A 21,907-nucleotide genomic window follows, 5' to 3' on the forward strand; every position below is an offset into this window, starting at 1 on the left:
TGCCGGCCTCTTCGCGGGTAAACCCGCTCCCACACGGACCGCGTTGGCCACAGGCTTGGCGCTATCCCTGTGGGAGCGGGTTTACCCGCGAAAGGGCCCGAACAGGCAACAAAAAAGCCACGAGGTTTCCCCCGTGGCTTCTTTGACAACGATGGCCGCTTACAGCGCCATGTCGTTCTCAGGCTTGCTTTCCGCCGGCTGGCTCGGTGCAACCGTGGTACCGACGCTGGCGTCGATCACCGGTGGTTTCTCCAGCTGCAGCACTTCTGCGGTGTAGTTCCACTCTTTCTGGGTGGCCGCTGCCGAGTCGTTTAGCTTGGTACCGTAGCTTGGCACGATCTGCTTGATCTTGGCCTGCCACTCTGGGGTAGCGACCTTGTCCTTGAACACGGTTTCCAGCACGTTCAGCATGATCGGAGCTGCAGTCGAAGCACCTGGCGAAGCGCCCAGCAGGCCGGCAATGGTGCGGTCTTCGGAGGCAACCACTTCGGTGCCCAGCTTCAGCACACCGCCCTTCTCGGCATCACGCTTGATGATCTGCACGCGCTGGCCGGCCTGCCACAGTTTCCAGTCTTCCTTCTTGGCGTTCGGGAAGTAGGTACGCAGGGCTTCGAAGCGGTCATCGTCAGACAGCATCAGCTGGCCAGCGAGGTACTCGACCAGCGGGTACTGGTCGATACCGACCTTGGTCATCGGCCACACGTTGTGGGTGGTGGTGCTGCTCAGCAGGTCCAGGTACGAGCCGTTCTTCAGGAACTTGGTCGAGAAGGTGGCGAATGGGCCAAACAGGATCACCCGCTTGCCGTCCAGCACACGGGTGTCCAGGTGCGGTACCGACATGGGTGGCGCGCCGGTCGAGGCGATGCCGTAGGCCTTGGCCATGTGCTGCATGGCGATGGTCGGGTTCTCGGTCACCAGGAACGAGCCGCCCACCGGGAAGCCTGCGTATTCCTTGGCTTCAGGAATGCCCGACTTCTGCAGCAGCTTCAGTGCGCCGCCGCCGGCACCGATGAACAGGAACTTGGCGTCGGTGGCCGACTCGGTACCGTCCTTCAGGTTCTTGTACTCGACGTGCCAGGAGCCATCCTTGTTGCGGGTGATGTCCTGCACTTCGCTGGACAGCTTCAGGTCGAAGTTGTCCTGGGTTTTCAGGTGGCCGACGAACTGGCGGGTGATCTCGCCGAAGTTGACGTCGGTACCGATCGGGGTCCAGGTCACGGCTAGCTTCTGGTTCGGGTCGCGGCCTTCCATCATCAGCGGGACCCATTTGGCGATCTGCGCGTGGTCCTCGGAGTACTGCATCGGGCGGAACAGCGGGCTGGCTTGCAGCGCGTCGTAACGCTTCTTGAGGAACTTGATGTTGTCATCGCCCCACACGAAGCTCATGTGCGGCGTGGTGTTGATGAACGAGTGCGGGTTCTTCAGCACGCCCTGGCGCACCTGCCAGGCCCAGAACTGGCGGGAGATCTGGAAGGCCTCGTTGATTTCGATGGCCTTGCTGATGTTGACGTTGCCGTCTTTGTCTTCCGGGGTGTAGTTCAGCTCGGCCAGTGCGGAGTGGCCGGTACCGGCGTTGTTCCAGCCGTTGGAGCTTTCCTCGGCCACGCCGTCCAGGCGCTCGACCATTTCCATCGACCAGCTTGGCTCCAGCTCGTGCAGCCACACGGCCAGGGTGGAGCTCATGATGCCGCCGCCGACCAGCAGCACGTCTACTTTCTTGGTTTCTGCGGCGTACGCTTGCATGCAGCTTGCAGCGACAGCCAGGCCCAGCAAGGTCTTGCCAGCTTTCTTGAACATTGATCAATTCCAGTCAGGAGAACGGAGGGCGGGCCTGTGGCTGGCCCAGGTAACGCGTGTTCTTCAGCGCAGGCTTGTTGTGATCATTGTTCAGCAGCCAGAGAACCAGAAAACGACCCGGCCTTTCGTCGAATTGACCGACAGCGCTGAATCGTTTTTCCGGATTGTAACCGAATTGCCAGCACAAACAAATTGCCGCCCGGCGCGTCAAGGCGGCGGGTTGCCCCAGTGACGGATTGCCGCGCCGGCAAACAAAAACCCCCGGCCATGTACATGACCGGGGGCCTTGGATCACGCCGCAAGCGTCGCGATCAGGGTACCGCCAAGATTACTGCTGCTGAGGCAGTTTATCGATCGGGCCGCAGCCACCGATGATCTTGGAGATGGAAACCGAAGGGTGGAACAGGTAGTCGTAGCTGCAGTTTTTCGGCTGGTTGTAAACCTGGCCAGTGCAACCCGACAGCAGGGCAACACCCGAAACGACAGCAACGGCTACGGTAGCCTTGAACAGCTTTTTCATACTAAATCCTTTATATGAAATCATTTTCGGCCATCATTCTGATGGCGCCGGGATGATACAGAACCCGAGCCTTGGATCCAAGTCGCAATGTGCGCTCGCTAGTTGCTGTTGTAGGAGCGGCCTTGTGTCGCGATGGGCCGCAAAGCGGCCCCCGGCCTACAACCGAAACTCAGAATAATCCCCTTCCATGTAGGCAATTTCCCAAACATACTGCCAAACCGCTCAAACGGTTGCGACGGATTAAGTCGCGCTCTAGTCTCGGCTTGTCGTTGCGAATTCAACGACCGGCTTTGACAGGCCGACAATTTCCCGCACACGTGCACTGTTTATGGCGGCTGTACGTGGGGCACCTCGTGTGCGCCGAGTTACTCCGGGATCCTCGGTCTGTCAACCCATGTACAGCTGCCACCCTCTTGTTTGACAGCAAGTTCGCGGCGGCTCCAATGATCCTGGAGATGTGTATGCGCAAGATGGTCCCCGATCCACCCCACTCCCTCGACTCCACCCAGGCGCTGCAAGACACCCTGGTCCAATCCACAGAGTACGTACTCTGCGCGCTGTTCGTCGCTCGCCAATCCGTGCAACTCAAACCCGCTACGCCAAGTTCGATTGTGATGCAGGCCGTTATTCATGAAATGGAAGCGGTACAGGGGCTGGTCGAGTCGGCATTGATGCAATTGCAGATGCAGGCCCATTTACCGGCTGAGCCACGCACCTTGCACTAAGCAGGTCTGGCCTCTTCGCGGGTAAACCCGCTCCCACAGGAGGTAATCATTGCCCTCAAGTACTGCGCCGTACCTGTGGGAGCGGGTTCACCCGCGAAGAGGCCGGCCCAGACACCCAAGATTCCAGGGAGAAAAACAATGCCCACCGACGACTCAAAGCAACCCACCACAGCCGGCAAGACCTGCTTCTACCAAGGCGAAAACAACACCCACCCGCTATTCCGCATCGCACCCGGCATCCCCTGCCAGGACGCCCGCGAACAGGCCTCCGAACTGATGGGGTATGTCCGCGACCTGATCATCACCGGTCTGATGGACGGCGACCAGAAACTGATCTGGGCATCGCATTACCTCAGTGCGATGGCGAAGGCGCTGCTGGACGATGCCGAATTGGGGATGATGAAAAAATAAGCCACAACGAAAAAGCCCCTGGAAACTTGCGCTTCCAGGGGCTTCATCTTGTATGGCGGAGAGATAGGGATTTGAACCCTAGGTACTGTTGCCAGTACAACGGATTTCGAATCCGTCCCGTTCGACCACTCCGGCATCTCTCCAATGCCGCGCATCATACCAGCGTTCTTTTGAAAGGCAAATCTTTTTTTCAAAAAAATCGCGTGGTATCAGGCGCTTGCGTGAACGTAGCGCTTACAGCGGCACGCCCAGGCGCTTGGCAACTTCTTCGTAGGCTTCGATCACGTCGCCCAGGCCCTGGCGGAAGCGGTCCTTGTCCATCTTCTTGCGGGTCTCTTTGTCCCACAGGCGGCAGCCGTCCGGGCTGAACTCGTCGCCCAGCACGATCTGGCCGTGGAATACACCGAACTCCAGCTTGAAGTCGACCAGCAGCAGGCCGGCGTCATCGAACAGCTTGCTCAGCACTTCGTTGACTTTCAGCGACAGCTTTTTCATTTCCGCCAGTTGCTCGGCGGTGCCCCAGCCGAACGCGACAACGTGGGATTCGTTGATGAAGGGGTCGCCCTTCTCGTCGTTCTTCAGGAACAGCTCGAAGGTGGACGGCTCCAGCTTGATGCCCTCCTCCACGCCCAGGCGCTTGACCAGGCTGCCGGCGGCGTAGTTGCGCACCACGCACTCGACCGGGATCATGTCCAGCTTCTTCACCAGGCACTCGTTGTCGCCCAGCAGCTTGTCGAACTGGGTCGGCACGCCGGCTTCTTCCAGTTTCTGCATGATGAAGGCGTTGAACTTGTTGTTCACCATGCCTTTGCGGTCGAGCTGTTCGATGCGCTTGCCGTCGAACGCCGAAGTGTCGTTACGGAACAGCAGGATCAAGCGGTCGGCGTCGTCGGTCTTGTAAACCGATTTGGCCTTGCCGCGGTAGAGTTCGTCGCGTTTTTCCATGATTGGGCTCCGCTTGCTTGAGGTGTTGGGCTAGGCGATTTCACGCCAGTCGAGCCCGTGTTCCTGATTCGCCACCTGGAGCCAGTCCGGGTCGCACCCGAGGGTGTCGACGAAGCACTGGCGGGCCAAGTGTGGCAGGTTGTTCTTGCTGCTGAGGTGGGCCAGCACCAGGTGTTGCAGGTTGCTCCAGCCCAACTCGTGCACCAGGCGCGCGGCCTGGTGGTTGTTCAAATGCCCTTGCAGGCCACCCACCCGCCGCTTGAGGAAGGCCGGGTAGTGGCCACGCGCCAACAGGTCGCGGCAGTGGTTGGCCTCGATCAGCAGTGCATCCAGGCCCTGGTAACGCTCCAGCAGGCGCGCGTCGTACGAGCCCAGGTCGGTCAGCATGCCGAAGCGCCGCTGGCCATCGCCGACCACGTATTGCAGTGGTTCGTAGGCATCGTGCTCGACCCGTGCCGCGCTCACCTCCAGGCTGCCGATACGCAGGCTGTCGCCACAGGCGAGAAAACCGGCCACCTCCACCGGTTTGCGCAAGCCGCGCAAGGTCCCTTGGCTGAGGTAGACCGGTACATTGTAGCGCCGCGACAGCAAGCCGACCCCATGCACGTGGTCGGCATGTTCGTGGGTGACCAGTACCGCACTGAGCTGGGCCGGCAACACGCCGAGCAGCGCCAGGCGCCGCTCGGTCTCGCGCAGGGAAAAGCCGCAATCGACCAGGATGAACGTGTCACCACTGGCGATCAGCGTGCCGTTTCCCTGGCTGCCGCTTCCGAGTACCGCGAAGCGCACTTAGCCCAGGTGGTCCTGAATGGCGCTGAGCACGCGGCGGGCGACATCGGCCGGGGCCACGGTGTTGATGTTCTTCTCGACCGTGACCTGCACGCTGTCACCCACCTTGCTCAGGCGTACCTGATAACGCTCGGCACGGGCTTCACGCTCTTCCTTGGTCGGTTCGCTGCCGAACATGCGGCCGAAGAAGCCAGGCTCGTTCTGCTTGTCTTCGGGCTTTTCCGACAGGTTGATGTAGTACAGGCCCAGGCTGCGGTTGATGTCCTCGACGCGCCACTGGCCGCCCTGCTCCAGGGCACGGCCCACGCTGGACCAGGCACGGTCCAGGTCGGCGCCCAGGTACAGCACCGGGTTGCCACTGCCATCTTCGCTCAGGCTGACGCGGCTGGGGGCGTCGAAGTCGCGCGCGGCCAGCAGCGATACCGAACCGCCCTTCTCGGCGCTGCGGTTCATGCTGGCGAGCATTTCGTCGACCAGCAGGGCATCAGCGGCGGTATTGCTGGAGCTGGACGGGAAGTCCGGCTCGGCGGTGCTGCCGGCCGGGCGCTCGACGCTGACCACGTACACTTCGGAGGTGTTGCGCTGCACGCCAGGCTCCATGCGCACCCGCACGCGCACTTCGCTGTCACTGCTGCTGGCGGTGCTGGCCAGGCGCTGGCCGAGGGCGGCCGACAGTTCGTCGAAACGCTGCCAGGTGGTGTTGAATTCACCGGTCTGCGGGCGCTCTTCGGCGATGCGGAAGCCGTTGTCTTCGAAGAACTGGCGCGCCACCGGCCACACTTCGGCCGGCGAGTGCTGGGCCAGCACCCAACGGCTGCTGCCGCTGCGCTGCAGGCTGTAGTCGGTGACCTGGGCGGCGCCGCCGGTCAACGGTTGCGGGCGCGGCACCTCGAACTCGCCCGTGGCGTTGTCGTCGGCGACGTTACGCGGAATCGGCAGCAGCGGGTCAAGGCGCTTGATGTTGCTGGCGTCCGGCGGCAGCTGCATCGGCGCGGTCGGGTGCGCCTGCAGGTAATCGCTGCCGCGGTCGCGGAAATAGCCATCCTCGCCCCACAGCCAGCCACACCCACTGGTGCTGGAAATGATCAGGGCAAGGGCGGAAAGACCAGCCAGTCGCTTCATGCGGTGTACTTCCTCTTAAACCAGTACGCCGGACTGGCGCAAGGCAGTACGGACTTTTTCGTGGTAGCCTTCGCTCAGCCAGGTCAGCGGCAGGCGAATGCCTTTTTGCATCAGGCCCATTTCGACGAGTGCCCATTTCACCGGGATCGGGTTGGACTCGCAGAACAGGTCTTTGTGCAGCGGCATGAGTTTTTCGTTGATTGCGCGGGCCTTCTCGGCATTGCCCGCAAGGGCGGCCTCGCACAGGTCGGCCATTTCGCGCGGGGCGACGTTGGCGGTGACGGAAATGTTGCCCTTGCCGCCCATCAGGATCAGCTCGACGGCGGTCGGGTCGTCACCGGACAGGACGATGAAGTCGCTGTCGACGCCATCAAGGATGGCCTTGGCGCGGGCCAGGTCGCCGGTGGCTTCCTTGATGCCGATGATGTTCTTGACCTTCGACAGGCGGATCACGGTCTCGGCCTGCATGTCGCAGGAGGTGCGGCCGGGTACGTTGTAGAGGATCTGCGGGATGTCGACGGCTTCGGCAATGTGCTTGAAGTGCTGGTACAGGCCTTCCTGGGTCGGCTTGTTGTAGTACGGCACGACCAGCAGGCAGGCATCGGCACCGGCGCTCTTGGCGTTCTGGGTCAGGTGCACGGCTTCGGCAGTGGAGTTGGCACCGGTGCCGGCAATGACCGGCACGCGGCGGCTGCTGCGCTTGACCCGCTCGACCACGTGCTTGATGACCAGGATGTGCTCTTCGACATCCAGCGTGGCCGACTCGCCAGTGGTGCCGACAGCGACGATCGCGTGGGTGCCGTTTTCCAGGTGGAAGTCTACAAGTTTGTCGAGGCTGTCCCAGTCAAGACGCCCTTGTGCATCCATGGGAGTGACCAACGCCACCATACTGCCCGCAATCATGTAACTGCTCCTGCCGGAAAAAGAGAGCGGTAATGGTACTGGGGGCATCGGCCTTGCACAAGCGAAGCAGGCGGGCGGAGCATTCCCCTCGGCGCCTTATTTCGCTACCCTTGATGCTTTGATCGGTGCAGCGCGGCCCGCCGGGCCGTCGACCTTGCTCCCCGCCAGCGTCCACGACCTCGCATGCGAGCCCCGGGCCCTGCCGACAGGAGGCTTTCGCCCGTCCTGTGCCGACCGCTCATCGCTTTAGGAATGCTGCATGTCCACCCCCACCGTCCGCGAACAATTCCTTGTCATCAGTGCCCTGGGCCCGAACCCCATGGAACTGGCCAACGTCCTCAGCCGCGCTGCGTTCGAGAACCGCTGCGCGGTGGTCACCTCGCGCCTGAGCCGCCACGGCGAGACCAGCGCCCTGGTACTGCAGGTGGGCGGCAGCTGGGATGCCCTGGCACGCCTCGAAGCCATGCTGCCGGGCCTGGGCAAGAAGCACGGCCTGACCCTGGACGTGGTGCGCAGCGCCGACCAGGAAGTGCGCCCGCAGGCCCTGCCCTACGTGGCCTATGTCAGCGCCGCCTACCGCCCGGACATCATCAACGAGCTGTGCCAGTTCTTCCTCGACCACCGCGTCGAACTGGAAGCCATGACCTGCGACACCTACCTGGCGCCGCAAACCGGCAGCAGCATGCTCAATGCCCAGTTCACCGTGATCCTGCCGGCCGGTACCCAGATCAGCTGGCTGCGTGACCAGTTCCTGGACTTTGCCGATGCGCTGAACCTGGACGCGCTGATCGAGCCCTGGCGCCCACAGAACCCCATGTAAGGAGCCACCATGGCCGTAGCACTCGACCAACCGGTCGCCGATTTCCAGGCCCAGGCCACCAGCGGGCAGACCGTAAGCCTGGCCGAACTCAAGGGCCGCCAGGTGGTGGTGTACTTCTACCCGAAGGACAGCACGCCAGGCTGCACTACCGAAGGCCAGGGTTTCCGCGACCAGCATGACGCCTTTGCCGCAGCCAATACCGTGGTGTTCGGCGTGTCGCGCGATGGCATCAAGTCGCACGAGAACTTCAAGGCCAAGCAAGGCTTCCCGTTCGAGCTGATCAGCGACAAGGACGAGGCGCTGTGCCAGCTGTTCGACGTGATCAAGCTGAAAAAGCTGTATGGCAAGGAATATCTGGGCGTTGACCGCAGCACCTTCCTGATCGACAAGGATGGCGTGCTGCGCCAGGAATGGCGTGGGGTGAAGGTGCCGGGGCATGTGGATGCCGTGTTGGCTGCTGCCCAGGCCCTGAACAAGGCTTGAGATTGCGGTGGGCTGCTTTGCAGCCCTTCGCGGGCACGCCCGCTCCCACAGAAATCGAGCCGGAACCTGTGGGAGCGGGCGCGCCCGCGAAGGGCCGCAAAGCGGCCCCAATTACATCAAAGCATCGGCGAAACACTAGGCTCCTGCCGCGGCCAGGCATCCAGCACGGCCTTGATCAAGGTCGCCAGCGGGATCGCGAAGAAGATCCCCCAGAACCCCCACAACCCGCCAAATAGCAGCACCGCGCAAATGATCGCCACCGGGTGCAGGCTCACCGCCTCGGAGAACAGCAGCGGTACCAGCACGTTGCCGTCCAGCGCCTGGATGATCGCGTACACCGTCATCAGGTAGATGAACTGGTCACCCCAGCCCCACTGGAACAACGCAATCAGGGTCACCGGCACGGTCACCACCACTGCACCCACGTACGGCACCACCACCGACAGCCCCACCAGCAGGGCCAGCAGCGCGGCATAGTTGAGCCCGAGGCTGATGAAGGCGATGTAGGTGGCAATGCCGCAGATCAGGATCTCGATGCCCTTGCCGCGGATATAGTTGGCGATCTGCCGGTTCATCTCGCTGCCCACGCGGTTCAGCAGGGTGCGCTGGCGTGGCAGGTAGCCACTGACCCAACGGCCGATCAGTTCGCGGTCCTTGAGGAAGAAGAACACCAGGATCGGCACCAGCACCAGGTAGATCATGGCGTTGACCAGCAGCGGCAGGCTGGACAGCGAGAAGGTCAGTGCCCACTGGCCGAACTTGCCGATTTCTCCGCGCACCGACTCGATGGCATGCAGCACCTGCTCGTCCGACACCAGGTGCGGGTAGCGTTCGGGCAACAGCAACAGCAGCGACTGCCACTTGCCGAGCATGCCTGGCAGCTCGTTGAACAGGGTGATCAGCTGATGCCACAGCAGCGGCACCAGCACCAGCATGAACACGGCCAGCGCGCCCATGAACAGGGCGAACACCAGCAGCACCGCCAACCGGGTCGGCACCCGCAGGCGCTCCAGGGCATTGACCAGCCCCTGCATGAGGAACGCCAGCACCATGCCTGCCAGCACCGGTGCGAGCATGCCCCCCAAGGTAAGCACTGCGGTAAAAGCCAGGAACAACAAGACCGCCAGCACCACCGCTTCCTCATCGGAGAAGTAGCGCTGCATCCAGTCGCGAAGCACTTTGAACATTGACGATCCTTGGAAAGCCTCAGGCCTTGCGCAGCCAGTAAGTGTAGGTGCCAGCCTCGGCCGTCTCCTGCAGCAGGGTATGACCGGCCAGCTGGGCGAAAGTGCGGAAGTCGCGTTGCGAACCGGCGTCGGTGGCGATCACCTTGAGCACCGCGCCGCTGGCCAGGCGGTTGAGCTCCATCTTGGCCTTGAGCAGCGGCAACGGGCAATTCAGCCCGCTGGCGTCCAGCTCGGCGTCACAGGTCAGGGTGTCACTCATTGCGGGGCTCTCCAAAGGCGTTGCCAGGCTGCGGCCTGGTTGGGTCGGCTAGGATAGCGCCACTGGTCGCCAACGTGTGAGCCCGCTACAGTAGGTATCTTTGACCGACGCGAGTTTCATGCATGAATCTACTGCGCCCTACCCTGCTGACGCTGGCCTGCCTGTTGGCCCTCCCCGGCCATGCAGACGACCTGCCATCACTGGGCGACGCCAGTTCCGCAATCGTCTCGCCCCAACAGGAACACCAGCTTGGCCGCGCCTGGCTGAGCCTGTTGCGTGGCCAGGTCAACCAGCTGAACGATCCGCAGCTCAAGGACTATGTTGAAACCAGCGTGTACCGCCTGGCCGAAACCAGCCAGTTGCAGGACCGGCGCCTGGAATTCATCCTCATCGACAGCCGCGAACTGAACGCCTTCGCGGCCCCGGGCGGCATCGTCGGGGTCAACGGCGGGCTGTTCCTCAACGCCCAGACCGAAGGCGAGTACGCCTCGGTACTGGCCCACGAACTGGCGCACTTGTCGCAACGCCACTTCGCCCGCGGCGTCGAGGCCCAGCAGCGCATGCAGTTGCCGATGATGGCGGCGCTGCTGGCCGGTATCGTGCTGGCAGCCGGCGGCGGTGGCGATGCCGGTATCGGCGTGATCGCCGGCACCCAGGCGGCGGCGATCCAGGAACAGCGCCGCTTCTCGCGGCAGAACGAACAGGAAGCCGACCGCATCGGCATCCAGAACCTGGAAAAGGCCGGCTACGACCCGCGCAACATGCCAACCATGTTCGAGCGCCTGGCGCGGCAATACCGCTATGACGCCAAGCCGCCGGAGTTTTTGCTGACCCACCCGGTGACCGAGTCGCGTATCGCCGACACCCGCAACCGTGCCGAGCAGGCACCCAAGGGCGGCGTCGAGGACAGCATGCGCTACCAGCTGATCCGCGCGCGGGTGGCACTGACCTACGAAGGCACCCCAGGGCTGGCGGCCAAGCGCTTCCGCGCCCAGCTGGATGAAGACCCGAAGCTGGACGCCGCGCGCTACGGCCTGGCACTGGCGCAGATCAAAGGCGGCCAGCTCAACGAAGCGCGGGAGAACCTCAAGCCGTTGCTGGCCAAAGCGCCTAACGACATCACCTACAACCTGGCGCAAATAGACCTGGACATCACCAACAATCGCCTGGCCGATGCACAGCAGCGGGCCGAGCGCATGCAGGGGCTGTACCCGGACAACTACCCACTGAAGCAGGTACGTGCCGATCTGCTGGTGAAGCAGAACAAGCCTGCCGAGGCCGAAAAGGTATTGAACGAGCTGGTGAAAAGTCGCCCGGATGACCCGGACGTTTGGTACGACATGGCAGAAGTGCGCGGTTTGTCGGGCAATACCATCGGCCTGCACCGAGCCCGGGCTGAATACTTCACGCTGGTAGGCGATTTTGACCAGGCGATCCAGCAGCTGGATTACGCCAAGCGCCGGGCTGGCGGAAACTTCCCGCTGGCCTCGCAGATTGACCAGCGCCAGCGCGAGATCATGGAACAGCAGCGCATGGTTCGGGAGATGATGGGGCGCTGAAGATGCCGGGGGCGCTTTGCGCCCCTATCGCGACACAAGGCCACTCCTACAGGGGCTATGCGATCCCCTTGTAGGAGCGGCCTTGTGTCGCGATAGGGGCGCAAAGCGGCCCCAGCAATCTCAAGCGTTACCAGACAATTTCAGTCGTGCCGCCTGGGTAAAGTCCAGCATGCGGTTCAGCGGCTTGATCGCCTTCGGCACCAGTGCCGGGTCGACGAAGATCTCGTTGGTACCCTTGCGCAGGCAATCCAGCACCCGCTCCAGGGTATTCATCGCCATCCATGGGCAGTGCGCGCAGCTGCGGCACGCCGCGCCGTTACCGGCGGTCGGGGCTTCGACGAACTCCTTGTCCGGGCACAACTGCTGCATCTTGTAGAAGATGCCGCGGTCGGTGGCGACAATGAAGGTCTTGTTCGGCAGGGTCTGGGCAGCCTTGATCAGCTGGCTGGTGGAGCCGACCGCGTCGGCCAGCTCGATCACCGCCTCGGGCGATTCCGGGTGCACCAGGATCGCCGCGTCCGGGTACAGCGCTTTCATGTCGGCCAGCTGGCGCGACTTGAACTCTTCGTGAACGATGCAGGCACCGTCCCACAGCAGCATGTCGGCGCCGGTCTGCTTCTGGATGTAGCGGCCCAGGTGCTGGTCGGGGCCCCAGATGATGGTTTCGCCGTTGTCCATCAGGCTCTCGACGATCTCCAGCGCGCAGCTTGAAGTCACCACCCAGTCGGCACGGGCTTTCACCGCCGCGGAAGTGTTGGCATAGACCACCACGGTGCGCTCGGGGTGCTGGTCGCAGAAGGCCGAGAACTCCTCTACCGGGCAACCCAGGTCGAGCGAGCAGGTAGCCTCCAGGGTCGGCATCAGCACGCGCTTTTCCGGGGTGAGGATCTTGGCGGTCTCGCCCATGAAACGCACACCGGCAACCACTACGGTTTGCGCCGGGTGGTTCTTGCCGAAGCGGGCCATTTCCAGCGAGTCGGATACGCAGCCGCCGGTTTCTTCGGCCAGCGCCTGGATGACCGGGTCGCAGTAGTAATGGGCGACCAGTACGGCGTTCTGCGCCTTGAGCTCGGCAGCAATGGCCGCACGGTATTCGGCCTCCTGCTCGGCTGTCAGCGGGTTGGGCTGCTTGGCGTCGAGGTGGGCCTGAACCAACAGGCGTTCGGAAATCTGGGTCATGATCGCTGGACCTGCAGGCGCGTGCGCGCGTCGAATCGAGTGTATCACCCGGCCCTGGCAGATCGGCCAAGGGTGCCGGACGGCACACAGGCCGCCACGGCCCTCTGCGGGCGCGGATTATTATCGGAGGCCGAAGGCTACAGATAATCCAGCGATTTCTAAAGCGGTTTTTGTGTTGCCTGTGCCGGCGACCGGGCCGGCACAGGAGAAGCGATCAACCCTGCGGCGACAGGGCGCCCAGGTGCGAGGCCATGAGCATGGCGAACTCTTCCACGGTCATCTTCTGGCCGTTGAAGTCGACCATGCCGTCGGCATAGTGCAGGCTGCTCACCACATCGGTGCCCTGCACCGTGGCCATGCCGCTCTGCAGCGCCATCACCCCGACCATTTCCCCGGCCTGGCTCGATTGCAGGGCGATGGCCTGGGCGTCGGTCTGGCCGTCCAGCAGCGCCTGCAAGGTCGCCAGGTCACCAATCATCGGCTTGGACAGCGACAGCTTGCTCTTCACCTCGGTGATCAGCTGCTTGCCGAGCTGATCGGGTGGCAGGTCGAAGCTGGCCGGTGCGGCAAAGCCCATCGACAGGTCGAAGCGGCTTTCGCCATTGGCAGTCTTGAACGACAGGTTTTCCACCGCCACCCGCGGCTTGGCGGCCAGCAGCTTCTGCAGGTCGGCCTGGAACCGGGCTTTTTCTGCCTCGTCCATCTGGATTTCCGGCATCGGCTCGCCGGCGGCTGCAGCGGCCTCGAACTCCGGCAGGTGCGACTGGTACCACGCCGACAGCGCCTGCAGCGCCGGCGCATTGAGCGAAGAGACGCTTACCGCCATCTGCGCCTTGCCCACCGCCCGGTCATCCCAGCGGATATCCTCGACCTTGTACTCCACGCGGCCACCGACAGTGTCCGCCCCTTCCAGGGTTTGCCGAACATTCTGCTGCAGGCCCTTGACCAGCAGCACCTGCTGCTTGGGCCCCAGGGTGACCTTGGTTTCGGCCAGCGCCAGGTCGACGTTGCCCACATAGATGGCCTCGTGCCCGGTAGCCGACAACTGGCCATTAAGCTTCAGGCCCGTGAGCTCGACCGTGGCTGGCGGCTGGTCATCGCTTACCAGCTTCATCAGCAAACGGTCGGCCTGGCCGCTGACGGTCGAGGCCTTGCCTTGCTGGTCACCACTGACCTGCAGCTGCATGCCCGAGAAGTCGAGGCGGCTGCCGTCCGCTTCATCAAGCTTGACCGGCGCCAGCTGGATCAGGCTGGTCACATTGCCGCCGTAACCCAGGCTGGTCTGCGCGCTGACCGGAGCCTGCTCGCCGGCGGCCGCGAACCACGGCGCGGTGGTGTCGTCCTTCTGCAGCGTACTGCTGCTGAATGCCAGCACCGGCATCAGCTTGAACGCCTTGACCCGCGACCAGGGGAACGGGCCGTGCTCGATCTGGTCGGTCACGCCTACGTCGAAGTTCAGCACCTCGCCATCACCCAGGCGGATGTCCCGGGCCTTGAGCCGGTATTGGGCGGTACTGCTGAACCAATGCTGCTCCAGCGACACCCGCTCGATGCTCATGCTGCCGCCGGTGCTCACCAGCGCCTTGTCGAGTTCGGCGTTGCTGCGCGACAGGGCGTTGTCGAGCTCTGTGGGAAGCTGCTTGCCGGTGTACCAGGCGCCAGCGGGGATTGCGACGGCAATGGCGATAGCCAGGCCGGAAAGGATGCCAACTGATTTCTTCATGAATAGAACCGATTGCTGTCCGTAAGGGGTTCGTATGCGGCCCTGGGCCGCAGGACGCCAAGAGTACCACTGCAACCCCAGGCATGGCGCTGGGCCAGCTGGAGAAATTGCGTTTTGGGAAAGGCCTGACATTCGCCGCAAGGCGGCTCACTACTTGTAAATTTTTACGAACACACAAATTGATCAAAATCGCAAAAAAACGCGCAAAAACCGAACAAAAACCTGTTTTTATCGACACATATTTCAAATCAGTAACATCTTGTCATGTTTAACTTGACACCAACCTACGCATCGTTTTTTATTTTCACCACTTTGCGCGCTCCCCACGCGCCTCCCGCCGCTCCGACATAAAAGGTGAACAACATGGAGCCCACCCGCTCGCCCTTGCCGCATGCGCAATACCCCGTGCCCGTCGTTTACGCCCCGTCGCAGGAGCCATGCCAGCATGCAGCCTGACTACAGCGTTTCCGGCAACAGCCAACTGCGCAAAACCCTGCGCCTCTGGCACGTGATCATCATCGGCCTGGCCTACCTGACGCCGATGACCGTGTTCGACACCTTCGGTATCGTCTCCGGGATTACCGCCGGCCACGTACCCAGCGCCTACATCCTGGCGCTGGCCGGGATCCTGTTCACCGCCGTGAGCTATGGCACCCTGGTCAAACGCTTCCCGCAATCAGGCTCGGCCTACACCTACACCCAGCGCGCCATCAACCCGCACATGGGCTTCCTGGTCGGCTGGTCGTCGCTGCTCGACTACCTGCTGTTGCCGATGGTCAACGCGCTGCTGGCCAAGCTGTACCTTTCGGCCATGTTCCCGGAAGTACCGGAATGGATGTGGGTGGCCGCTTTCGTCACCCTGATCAGCCTGATCAACATGCGCAGCGTGAACCTGGTGGCGCACTTCAACCTGTTGTTCGTGGCCGTGCAGGTGGCGATCATCGCCGTGTTCATCTACCTGTGCGTGCGCGGCCTGGGCGAGGGTGAAGGGCTGGGTACCGCCTGGAGCCTGCTGCCGTTCGCCGACAACCAGACCCAGCTCAGCGCCCTGGCCGCCGGTGCGACCATCCTGTGCTTCTCGTTCCTCGGCTTCGACGCCGTCACCTGCCTGTCCGAAGAAACCCGCGACCCGGGCAAGACCATCCCGCGGGCAATCTTCCTCACCGCCCTGATCGGTGGCGTGGTGTTCATCACCGTGTCGTACTTCATCCAGGCCTACTTCCCGACCATGGCACGCTTCCACGACCATGAAGCGGCCCTGCCGGAAATCGCCCTGTATGTCGGCGGCAAGCTGTTCCAGTCGATTTTCATCGCCTGTACGGTGATCAATACCATCGCCTCGGGCCTGGCCTCGCAGACCAGCGTGTCGCGCCTGCTGTACGTGATGGGCCGCGACAACGTGATCCCGGCCAGCCTGTTCGCCCGCCTGCATTCGCGCTACAAGACGCCAGTGCTGAACATTGCCGTGGTCGGGCTGATCTCGCTGTCGGCGATCTTCTTCGACCTGGTCACCGCCACCTCGATCATCAACTTCGGCGCACTGGTCGCGTTCAGCTTCGTCAACCTGTCGGTGATCAACCATTGCTACCTGCGCGAAGGCAAGCGCCAGGGCCTGACCAACCAGCTGACCTACCTGGTGGTGCCCACCATCGGCTTCTGCATCATCGTCTCGCTGTGGCTCGACCTGAATGCCAACTCGCTGCTGTTCGGTGGGGTCTGGGCGCTGCTCGGCCTGTTGTACCTGGCCTGGCTGACCAAGGCGTTCCGGGACGCCCCGCCCAACTACATCGCTGAATGACCCATGCTGCCGCCAACGCCCGCGCCTGATCGCGGGCGTTGCATTTGCTCGAAAAGGAAAGCCCTGATGCCGCTGCGTCGCCTCTCCATCCAGTGGAAAATCACCCTGCTCGCCGGCCTGTGCCTGCTGGCAATCGTCGCCCTGCTGGTGACCAACTCGCTGGCCCAGGCCCGGCGCAGCGCGGCACTGGTCAACCAGGCCAGCAGCGAGATGCTCGACAGCAGCGCGCGCCTGCGCCTGCAAACCCTCGCCGAAAACCAGGCGCTGCGCATCCAGCGCTATTTCATGGACGCCTATCAGTACGCCAATGGCTTCGCCCGCCTGGTGCAGGTGCTCAAGGCCCGCGGCGGCAGCGACCTGCGCGCCGAACTGACGCGCCAGGCCCAGGCCAGCCTGGGCGCCAACCCGGATGTGATCGGCCTGTACCTGGTGTTCCAGCCCGACGCCCTTGGCCCGGACAGCCAGTATGTCGGCCAGGATGCCGCAGGCAGCAATGACAGCGGGCGCTTCTCGCTGTACTGGTCCCAGCCCCGCCCCGGCACCCTCGAGTTCGAAGCCATGCCGGAATCGATGCTTGGCGATGCCGGCATCGGCAGCAATGGCGTGGCCAAGAACCGCTGGCTGACCTGCCCGCAGGACACCGCCAGCGCTTGCGTGCTGGAGCCCTACCTCGACGAGGTGAATGGCCGCCAGGTGCTGATGACCAGCATCGCCCTGCCGCTGCTGGAGCATGGCAAGGTGGTCGGTGTGGTCGGCCTGGACATCGGCCTGGCCAACCTGCAGCAGCTGAGCCTGGACGGCCGCAGCGAACTGTTCGACGGCCAGGGCCAGGTCAGTATTGCCAGCGCCACGGGCCTGCTGGCTGGCAATAGCCGCGACGCCAGCACGCTCGGCAATCCGATGGACAAGACGGTCACCGAAGGCCTGCTGCGCGTGGCCCACCCTTTCACACCGATACCCGGCGCTGCGCCCTGGCAAGTGTTGCTGGACGTGCCGGAAAGCGCGCTGCAGGCCCCCGCCGTCGCCCTCAACCAGCGCCTGGGCAAGCACAACCAGAGCGCCAACCTGATCAGCCTGCTGGTGGGCCTGGGCGCTGCGCTAGCCGGCTTGTTGCTGGTCGGGTTGACTGCCCGCGGCGTGTCCCGGCCGATCCTGGCGGTGGCGGCGCGCCTGCAAGACATCGCCAGCGGTGAGGGCGACCTCACCCGGCGCCTGGACTACGCCCGGCAGGACGAACTGGGCCAGCTCACCGGTTGGTTCAACCGCTTCCTCGACAAGCTGCAGCCGGTGATCGCCCAGGTCAAAGGCTCACTGCAGCAAGCCCGCGACACCGCCGACCAGTCGGCAGGCATCGCCAGCCAGACCAGCAACGGCATGCAGCAACAGCACCGTGAAATCGAACAGGTGGCCACTGCGGCCAACGAAATGAGCGCCACCGCCCTGGATGTCGCCCATAACGCTTCGCAAGCAGCCCAGGCCGCACGCGCTGCCGACCAGGCCAGCCGCGAAGGCCTGCAACTGATCGACAGTACGCGCCAGGGTATCGACCGCCTCACCGCCGACATGGACGCCGCCATGGGCGAAGCGCGAGCATTGGAACACCGCAGCGGGCAGATCGGTTCGGTACTGGAGGTGATCCGCAGCATTGCCGAACAAACCAACCTGCTGGCGCTCAACGCCGCCATCGAGGCAGCCCGTGCCGGCGAAGCCGGGCGTGGTTTCGCCGTGGTCGCCGATGAAGTGCGCGGCCTGGCCCAGCGTACGCAGACCTCGGTGGAGGAAATTCGCCAGGTCATCGAAGGCTTGCAGCAAGGCACCCAGGATGTCGTCGATGCCATGCATGCAGGCCAGCGCCAGGCCCAGGACAGCGCCTCGCGCATGGAACAGGCGCTGCCGGCGCTGCAGCGCATCGGCGAGGCGGTGGCGGTGATCAGCGACATGAACCTGCAGATTGCCTCGGCCGCCGAAGAGCAGAGTGCGGTGGCCGAGGAAGTGAACCGCAACGTGGCTGGCATTCGCGATGTGACCGAATCGCTGGCGGGCCAGGCCGACGAATCGGCGCGCATCAGCCAGGCGCTGAACCGGCTGGCCAACCAGCAGCAGGCGCTGATGGAACAGTTCCGCGTCTAACCTGTCAGGGCCAATGCGCCTTTTCGCGGGCTTGCCCGCTCCCACAGGTTTTGTACCGACTCCGAAGGCGGCACCGGACCTGTGGGAGCGGGCGAGCCCGCGAAAAGGCGCATTGGCCCTGACAGGCGATACAGAATCAATGTTTTTACCGAGCACATCTTATGCAAACCGCAACCAGATCTACCTTCTTCGACATCACCAGCGAGCAGGGCCTGCTACGTACCTCGATCACCGTCACCCTGTTCATTGCCCTTATCGGTATCGCCTTCGGCCTGGCCTCCGGCTCGTTCTCCATCATCTTCGATGGCGTGTACTCGCTGGCCGACGCCAGCATGAGCGGGCTGTCGCTGGTGGTGGTCAGGCTGATCACTTCGCACACCACCAGCGTGCAGATGTCGCGCAAGCTGCGCGAGCGCTTCACCATGGGCTTCTGGCACCTGGAGCCGATGGTGCTGGCGCTGAACGGCATCCTGCTCAGCAGCGTGGCCATCTACGCACTGATCAACGCCGTCAGCAGCCTGCTGCAAGGCGGGCGCCACCTGGAGTTCGGCATCGCCATGGTCTACGCGGTGCTGACCGTCATCGCCTGCGTGACCATTGCCGTCATCGAGGCCCGCGCCAACCGCAGGCTGGGCTCGGATTTCGTGCGCATGGACGTCAAGGGTTGGGTAATGTCGGCCAGCATCACCGCCGCCCTGCTGATCGCCTTCTGCTTTGGCTACGCCGTGCAAGGCACGCCATGGGAGTGGCTGTCGCCGTACATCGACCCGGCGGTGCTGGCGCTGGTGTGCCTGGTGATCGTGCCACTGCCGATGTCGGTGGTGCGCCAGGCGCTTTCGGAGATTTTCCTGGTGACGCCGGGCGACCTCAAGTTGCATGTTGATGAAGTTGCCAAGGCTTTCGTCGCGCGCCACGGGTTGCAGTCGTACCGCGCCTATGTGGCCAAGGTCGGGCGTTCGCGGGAGATCGAGCTGTACTTCATCGTGCCCAAGGGCATGGCGGCGAAAACCATCGATGAATGGGATGCGTGGCGCAACGAGATCGGGGATGCGGTGGGTGGCGAAGGGCCGGACCGTTGGCTGACGGTGGTGTTTACCGGGGACCCGGAGTGGGCTGAGTAAAGCAGCTGACGGTCACTCGCCCGGTGCAGGTGCAGGAGCGGCCTTGTGTCGTGGTCGGGATGCAACAGCAGTGCATGATCTGCTGGGGCCGCTTTGCGGCCCGATCGCGACACAAGGCCGCTCCTACAAGCGGGCACAAGCCGGTTGATCGTATCTAGGCATTGAAAAACGAAAAAGCCCGCGGCCGTTGCCGGTAGCGGGCTTTGACGTAGCTGGTGGATAAGGAGCTTGACGCAACTATCACGCTAACCTCTGCCCACAAGTCGAAAGGCCAGGAGTGGGATTTCGTCGGGCTCTTCGACGACTTACGTCAGACCCGCTCTCACCCGATATCAATCCAGGCCGACGAGATGATGAGCTGAACCTTCTATATGTGGCCGTCACCCGAGCGATGAAGATCTTGGCGATCAACAGTCTGGTGCTGCCCCTTATGGAACGCTACGTCGACGCGCTCGCCCCCGGTGCACGTCAAGCGTGCGGCTGATTAAATAGAGGAAAAAACATGAGCAAGAAAATCGAACACCGCGCTGAGTTTGTCGCTATCCCATTCAAGAACGCGACTAGCGGCGCATGGATCTTCAAGAGCACCTCCTACCATCAGGGCAGTACATCGGTCGCCTAGTTGAATGACCCTCCCCTTCCTTCAAGGGGAGCAAATCTTGGCTTCGCGGTTTACAACAGTTTCGCGACGGATCTCTCCCGCCCCCTCATCCTTGACGATTTTTGCGATTTTGATGTAACACAAACCAGTAACGGCCTCATAGTCAGCTCCGGCCTCTGGAATAAAGTACAGGCTGGTAAAGCACTGATACCTTCGGCTTGATGGTACCCCTGCATAAACCAGAACAATAGGACTGCCCGGCTTAATATAAACTTCGGAGCTATTTTTTACTCTATCACCACCCGGCACTCCCAGCATGCGGTCATTGAACTTACGATTATTTGCAACAGCCAACGACCTTGAATTAACTATTCCAGCACCAGGCACGGACCAATCGACACAGGTACTATCTGGTACCAGGCGAACCGTTTGATCAGTTATAACTCTTAGCCTACTTGAGGTCGCAGCCGACGGCTCCTGGTATGCCGTGGTAAAAGATTTTAGATTTGCCACTGTGGAACAGCCGGACAGCATCAATACCGAAATAAAAATCGAACCACATTTCCAAATGCATTTCTTGTTTTGCATGACTTATGTCCTATAAACTGTCAGCAGACTGGAATACACCACCTCTCGCCATTAACCAAACACGCACTGAACGGACGTTGATTTAGTTCAAGACGGCTGGCACTAACCCGGAAAATGCCTCATGCATATTTCATATGAGGAAGTTGTCTATTCCCCAAAGGACACTGCTCGGACCGGTACAGCTTCGATGAATGGCCGAACCTCCCTCTTCACCATCGCCACTGTTTCTCTCTACATCGTGCCGCATCAGCTTGGACTTAGTATTGCCTCAAGGGCAGGATTGTGATCCTAGTGAAGATTCGCTTCAAGAAGAGATTCCTCTAGTCCTGTCATAAAATCCGAGCATCCTCTGTTTCCTATTTTCTGCTGCGCGTGAAGGGCTGATCCGTTTTCCTAAATCGGTCCCCACCCAAGGTGCAGCTCCATGACTCACAACCGTGCAAGGGAGCGATGATGAGGCGCCCCCAGACTCACCCTGACCGGTCTTCTTACAGCAGCACTCCCGTTCTCAGCATCAGCGGCCATCAGCTCGGCGGCGATTATCGCCTCCACCCGTTCGCCTACCTGCCTTGAGTACAAAGTGGTCGGCATCTGCTACTGGCTGCTCTGCACGCCTGCTGCGGATATCGAGACTACTCCCAGAGAAAACTACCCCCACGGAAATTCGCAGCCTACTCGAACTCGAGTCACCTACCGCCTACGAATTACTCGCCGCGCTACCAAAGCAGAAGCGCCCTGACAAATATCCGCTGGAGCAAATTTCCGCACCTACGACGGAGCTCTCACACGAACTGGGGTGGGATGGCCTGGCACTCTCTGGACTGACCTTGGCCTCCCCCCATGCAGCCTCTCGGAAGACGCTTTCGACCCTGCCACCCTGATGGACATAGCGCCATCGGTCAACGCCGTCGGGTCGTATAGGTGGAGCTGACACCTCAGCTATAACTGCAGTTTTTTAAAGCATGCCGGAATAGGTAGGACTGGCCGTGGCGGAAAAACGATGATCTGCCTCAGCTACGAAGCTGTTTTTGATGATTTTTTCTTTGAGCACTAGGCGCAGGTGGGAGCGGAATGAAGGCAGGTGCTAACGCTGGCTGGACCAACGAAAAAGCCCGCAAACCAATGCAGGCTGCGGGCTATTTCATATTGAATCACGATGAAGCGAGCCTAAGGTTCGCTCCAAACGGCTGCAAGACTAGACATGGCTGGGACAAGCCCTCTTTCTAGCACTCACGAACCGCTGTGAA

19 protein-coding genes, 1 tRNA gene and 2 pseudogenes are annotated in these 21,907 nt (G+C 62.2%); 10 read left to right on the plus strand and 12 right to left on the minus strand.

Features of this window, described 5'->3' with window-relative positions; genetic code table 11:
* Positions 1-159 precede the first annotated feature (159 nt).
* Together mqo and HU763_RS18075 are read right to left on the minus strand one after the other, a co-directional pair.
* Positions 160-1,797, minus strand: a complete 1,638-nt coding sequence (gene mqo, locus HU763_RS18070; protein WP_186687899.1) for a malate dehydrogenase (quinone) — start codon at positions 1,795-1,797, stop codon at positions 160-162.
* A 328-nt stretch (positions 1,798-2,125) separates the two neighbouring features.
* The gene (locus tag HU763_RS18075) at positions 2,126-2,317 is read right to left on the minus strand and encodes a YhfL family protein (RefSeq protein ID WP_046616491.1); all 192 of its coding nucleotides are present in this window, start codon (positions 2,315-2,317) and stop codon (positions 2,126-2,128) included.
* Positions 2,318-2,778: 461 nt separating this feature from the next.
* On the opposite strand from HU763_RS18075, the gene HU763_RS18080 reads away from it, so the two are divergent.
* A complete protein-coding gene (locus HU763_RS18080; protein WP_186687905.1) occupies positions 2,779-3,042 on the plus strand; it encodes a hypothetical protein in 264 nt (87 codons plus the stop codon).
* Positions 3,043-3,180: 138 nt separating this feature from the next.
* Positions 3,181-3,453 carry a DUF3077 domain-containing protein gene (locus HU763_RS18085; RefSeq protein ID WP_186687908.1) on the plus strand — a complete coding sequence of 91 codons (273 nt, stop codon included), beginning with the start codon at positions 3,181-3,183 and terminating at the stop codon, positions 3,451-3,453.
* Positions 3,454-3,506: 53 nt separating this feature from the next.
* Here the strand turns inward: HU763_RS18085 and HU763_RS18090 are convergent.
* The 5 genes from HU763_RS18090 to dapA all read right to left on the minus strand — a co-directional run bounded on the left by HU763_RS18090 (position 3,507) and on the right by dapA (position 7,212).
* Positions 3,507-3,596, minus strand: a tRNA-Ser gene (locus HU763_RS18090).
* A 91-nt stretch (positions 3,597-3,687) separates the two neighbouring features.
* Positions 3,688-4,398, minus strand: a complete 711-nt coding sequence (purC, locus tag HU763_RS18095; RefSeq protein WP_004375217.1) for a phosphoribosylaminoimidazolesuccinocarboxamide synthase — start codon at positions 4,396-4,398, stop codon at positions 3,688-3,690.
* Between the two features lie 30 nt (positions 4,399-4,428).
* On the minus strand, positions 4,429-5,187 hold the full coding sequence (locus HU763_RS18100) for an MBL fold metallo-hydrolase (RefSeq protein WP_170031508.1): 759 nt from the start codon (positions 5,185-5,187) through the stop codon (positions 4,429-4,431).
* Positions 5,188-6,309 carry an outer membrane protein assembly factor BamC gene (gene bamC, locus HU763_RS18105; RefSeq protein ID WP_170031511.1) on the minus strand — a complete coding sequence of 374 codons (1,122 nt, stop codon included), beginning with the start codon at positions 6,307-6,309 and terminating at the stop codon, positions 5,188-5,190.
* A gap of 15 nt (positions 6,310-6,324) precedes the next feature.
* The gene (gene dapA, locus HU763_RS18110; protein ID WP_186687911.1) at positions 6,325-7,212 is read right to left on the minus strand and encodes a 4-hydroxy-tetrahydrodipicolinate synthase; all 888 of its coding nucleotides are present in this window, start codon (positions 7,210-7,212) and stop codon (positions 6,325-6,327) included.
* A 259-nt stretch (positions 7,213-7,471) separates the two neighbouring features.
* Here dapA and HU763_RS18115 point away from each other — a divergent pair, with 259 nt between their 5' ends.
* On the plus strand, positions 7,472-8,032 hold the full coding sequence (locus HU763_RS18115) for a glycine cleavage system transcriptional repressor (protein WP_013973793.1): 561 nt from the start codon (positions 7,472-7,474) through the stop codon (positions 8,030-8,032).
* 9 nt (positions 8,033-8,041) lie between these two features.
* The gene (locus HU763_RS18120; protein WP_186603457.1) at positions 8,042-8,515 is read left to right on the plus strand and encodes a peroxiredoxin; all 474 of its coding nucleotides are present in this window, start codon (positions 8,042-8,044) and stop codon (positions 8,513-8,515) included.
* Between the two features lie 116 nt (positions 8,516-8,631).
* Here HU763_RS18120 and HU763_RS18125 read toward each other — a convergent pair whose 3' ends face one another.
* Together HU763_RS18125 and HU763_RS18130 are read right to left on the minus strand one after the other, a co-directional pair.
* Positions 8,632-9,702, minus strand: a complete 1,071-nt coding sequence (locus HU763_RS18125; RefSeq protein ID WP_170031519.1) for an AI-2E family transporter — start codon at positions 9,700-9,702, stop codon at positions 8,632-8,634.
* 19 nt (positions 9,703-9,721) lie between these two features.
* Complete coding sequence (locus HU763_RS18130; protein ID WP_012273752.1) at positions 9,722-9,961, minus strand: sulfurtransferase TusA family protein; 240 nt, start codon at positions 9,959-9,961, stop codon at positions 9,722-9,724.
* Positions 9,962-10,083: 122 nt separating this feature from the next.
* On the opposite strand from HU763_RS18130, the gene HU763_RS18135 reads away from it, so the two are divergent.
* Complete coding sequence (locus tag HU763_RS18135; RefSeq protein WP_186687913.1) at positions 10,084-11,520, plus strand: M48 family metalloprotease; 1,437 nt, start codon at positions 10,084-10,086, stop codon at positions 11,518-11,520.
* A 120-nt stretch (positions 11,521-11,640) separates the two neighbouring features.
* On the opposite strand, the gene nadA is transcribed toward HU763_RS18135, so the two are convergent.
* Both nadA and HU763_RS18145 read right to left on the minus strand, forming a co-directional pair.
* The gene (gene nadA, locus HU763_RS18140; protein ID WP_170031525.1) at positions 11,641-12,699 is read right to left on the minus strand and encodes a quinolinate synthase NadA; all 1,059 of its coding nucleotides are present in this window, start codon (positions 12,697-12,699) and stop codon (positions 11,641-11,643) included.
* Positions 12,700-12,913: 214 nt separating this feature from the next.
* Positions 12,914-14,422 carry a YdgA family protein gene (locus tag HU763_RS18145; RefSeq protein WP_186687915.1) on the minus strand — a complete coding sequence of 503 codons (1,509 nt, stop codon included), beginning with the start codon at positions 14,420-14,422 and terminating at the stop codon, positions 12,914-12,916.
* 445 nt (positions 14,423-14,867) lie between these two features.
* Here HU763_RS18145 and HU763_RS18150 point away from each other — a divergent pair, with 445 nt between their 5' ends.
* The 4 genes and pseudogenes from HU763_RS18150 to HU763_RS18165 all read left to right on the plus strand — a co-directional run.
* On the plus strand, positions 14,868-16,220 hold the full coding sequence (locus HU763_RS18150; RefSeq protein WP_186687917.1) for an APC family permease: 1,353 nt from the start codon (positions 14,868-14,870) through the stop codon (positions 16,218-16,220).
* Positions 16,221-16,286: 66 nt separating this feature from the next.
* On the plus strand, positions 16,287-18,350 hold the full coding sequence (locus HU763_RS25215) for a methyl-accepting chemotaxis protein (protein WP_186687919.1): 2,064 nt from the start codon (positions 16,287-16,289) through the stop codon (positions 18,348-18,350).
* 161 nt (positions 18,351-18,511) lie between these two features.
* Entirely contained in the window at positions 18,512-19,471 is a 960-nt protein-coding gene (locus HU763_RS18160) for a cation diffusion facilitator family transporter (protein WP_186687921.1), read from the plus strand.
* 215 nt (positions 19,472-19,686) lie between these two features.
* Positions 19,687-19,955, plus strand: a pseudogene (locus tag HU763_RS18165) (ATP-binding domain-containing protein); the annotation flags it as partial.
* Between the two features lie 159 nt (positions 19,956-20,114).
* Here the strand turns inward: HU763_RS18165 and HU763_RS18170 are convergent.
* The gene (locus HU763_RS18170; protein ID WP_186687923.1) at positions 20,115-20,660 is read right to left on the minus strand and encodes a hypothetical protein; all 546 of its coding nucleotides are present in this window, start codon (positions 20,658-20,660) and stop codon (positions 20,115-20,117) included.
* 475 nt (positions 20,661-21,135) lie between these two features.
* Here HU763_RS18170 and HU763_RS25125 point away from each other — a divergent pair.
* Positions 21,136-21,276 (plus strand): annotated as a pseudogene (locus tag HU763_RS25125) (TIGR03756 family integrating conjugative element protein); the annotation flags it as partial.
* Between the last annotated feature and the right edge of the window lie 631 nt (positions 21,277-21,907).

This window comes from Pseudomonas anuradhapurensis (assembly GCF_014269225.2).
GTDB classification, from domain to species: Bacteria; Pseudomonadota; Gammaproteobacteria; order Pseudomonadales; family Pseudomonadaceae; genus Aquipseudomonas; species Aquipseudomonas anuradhapurensis.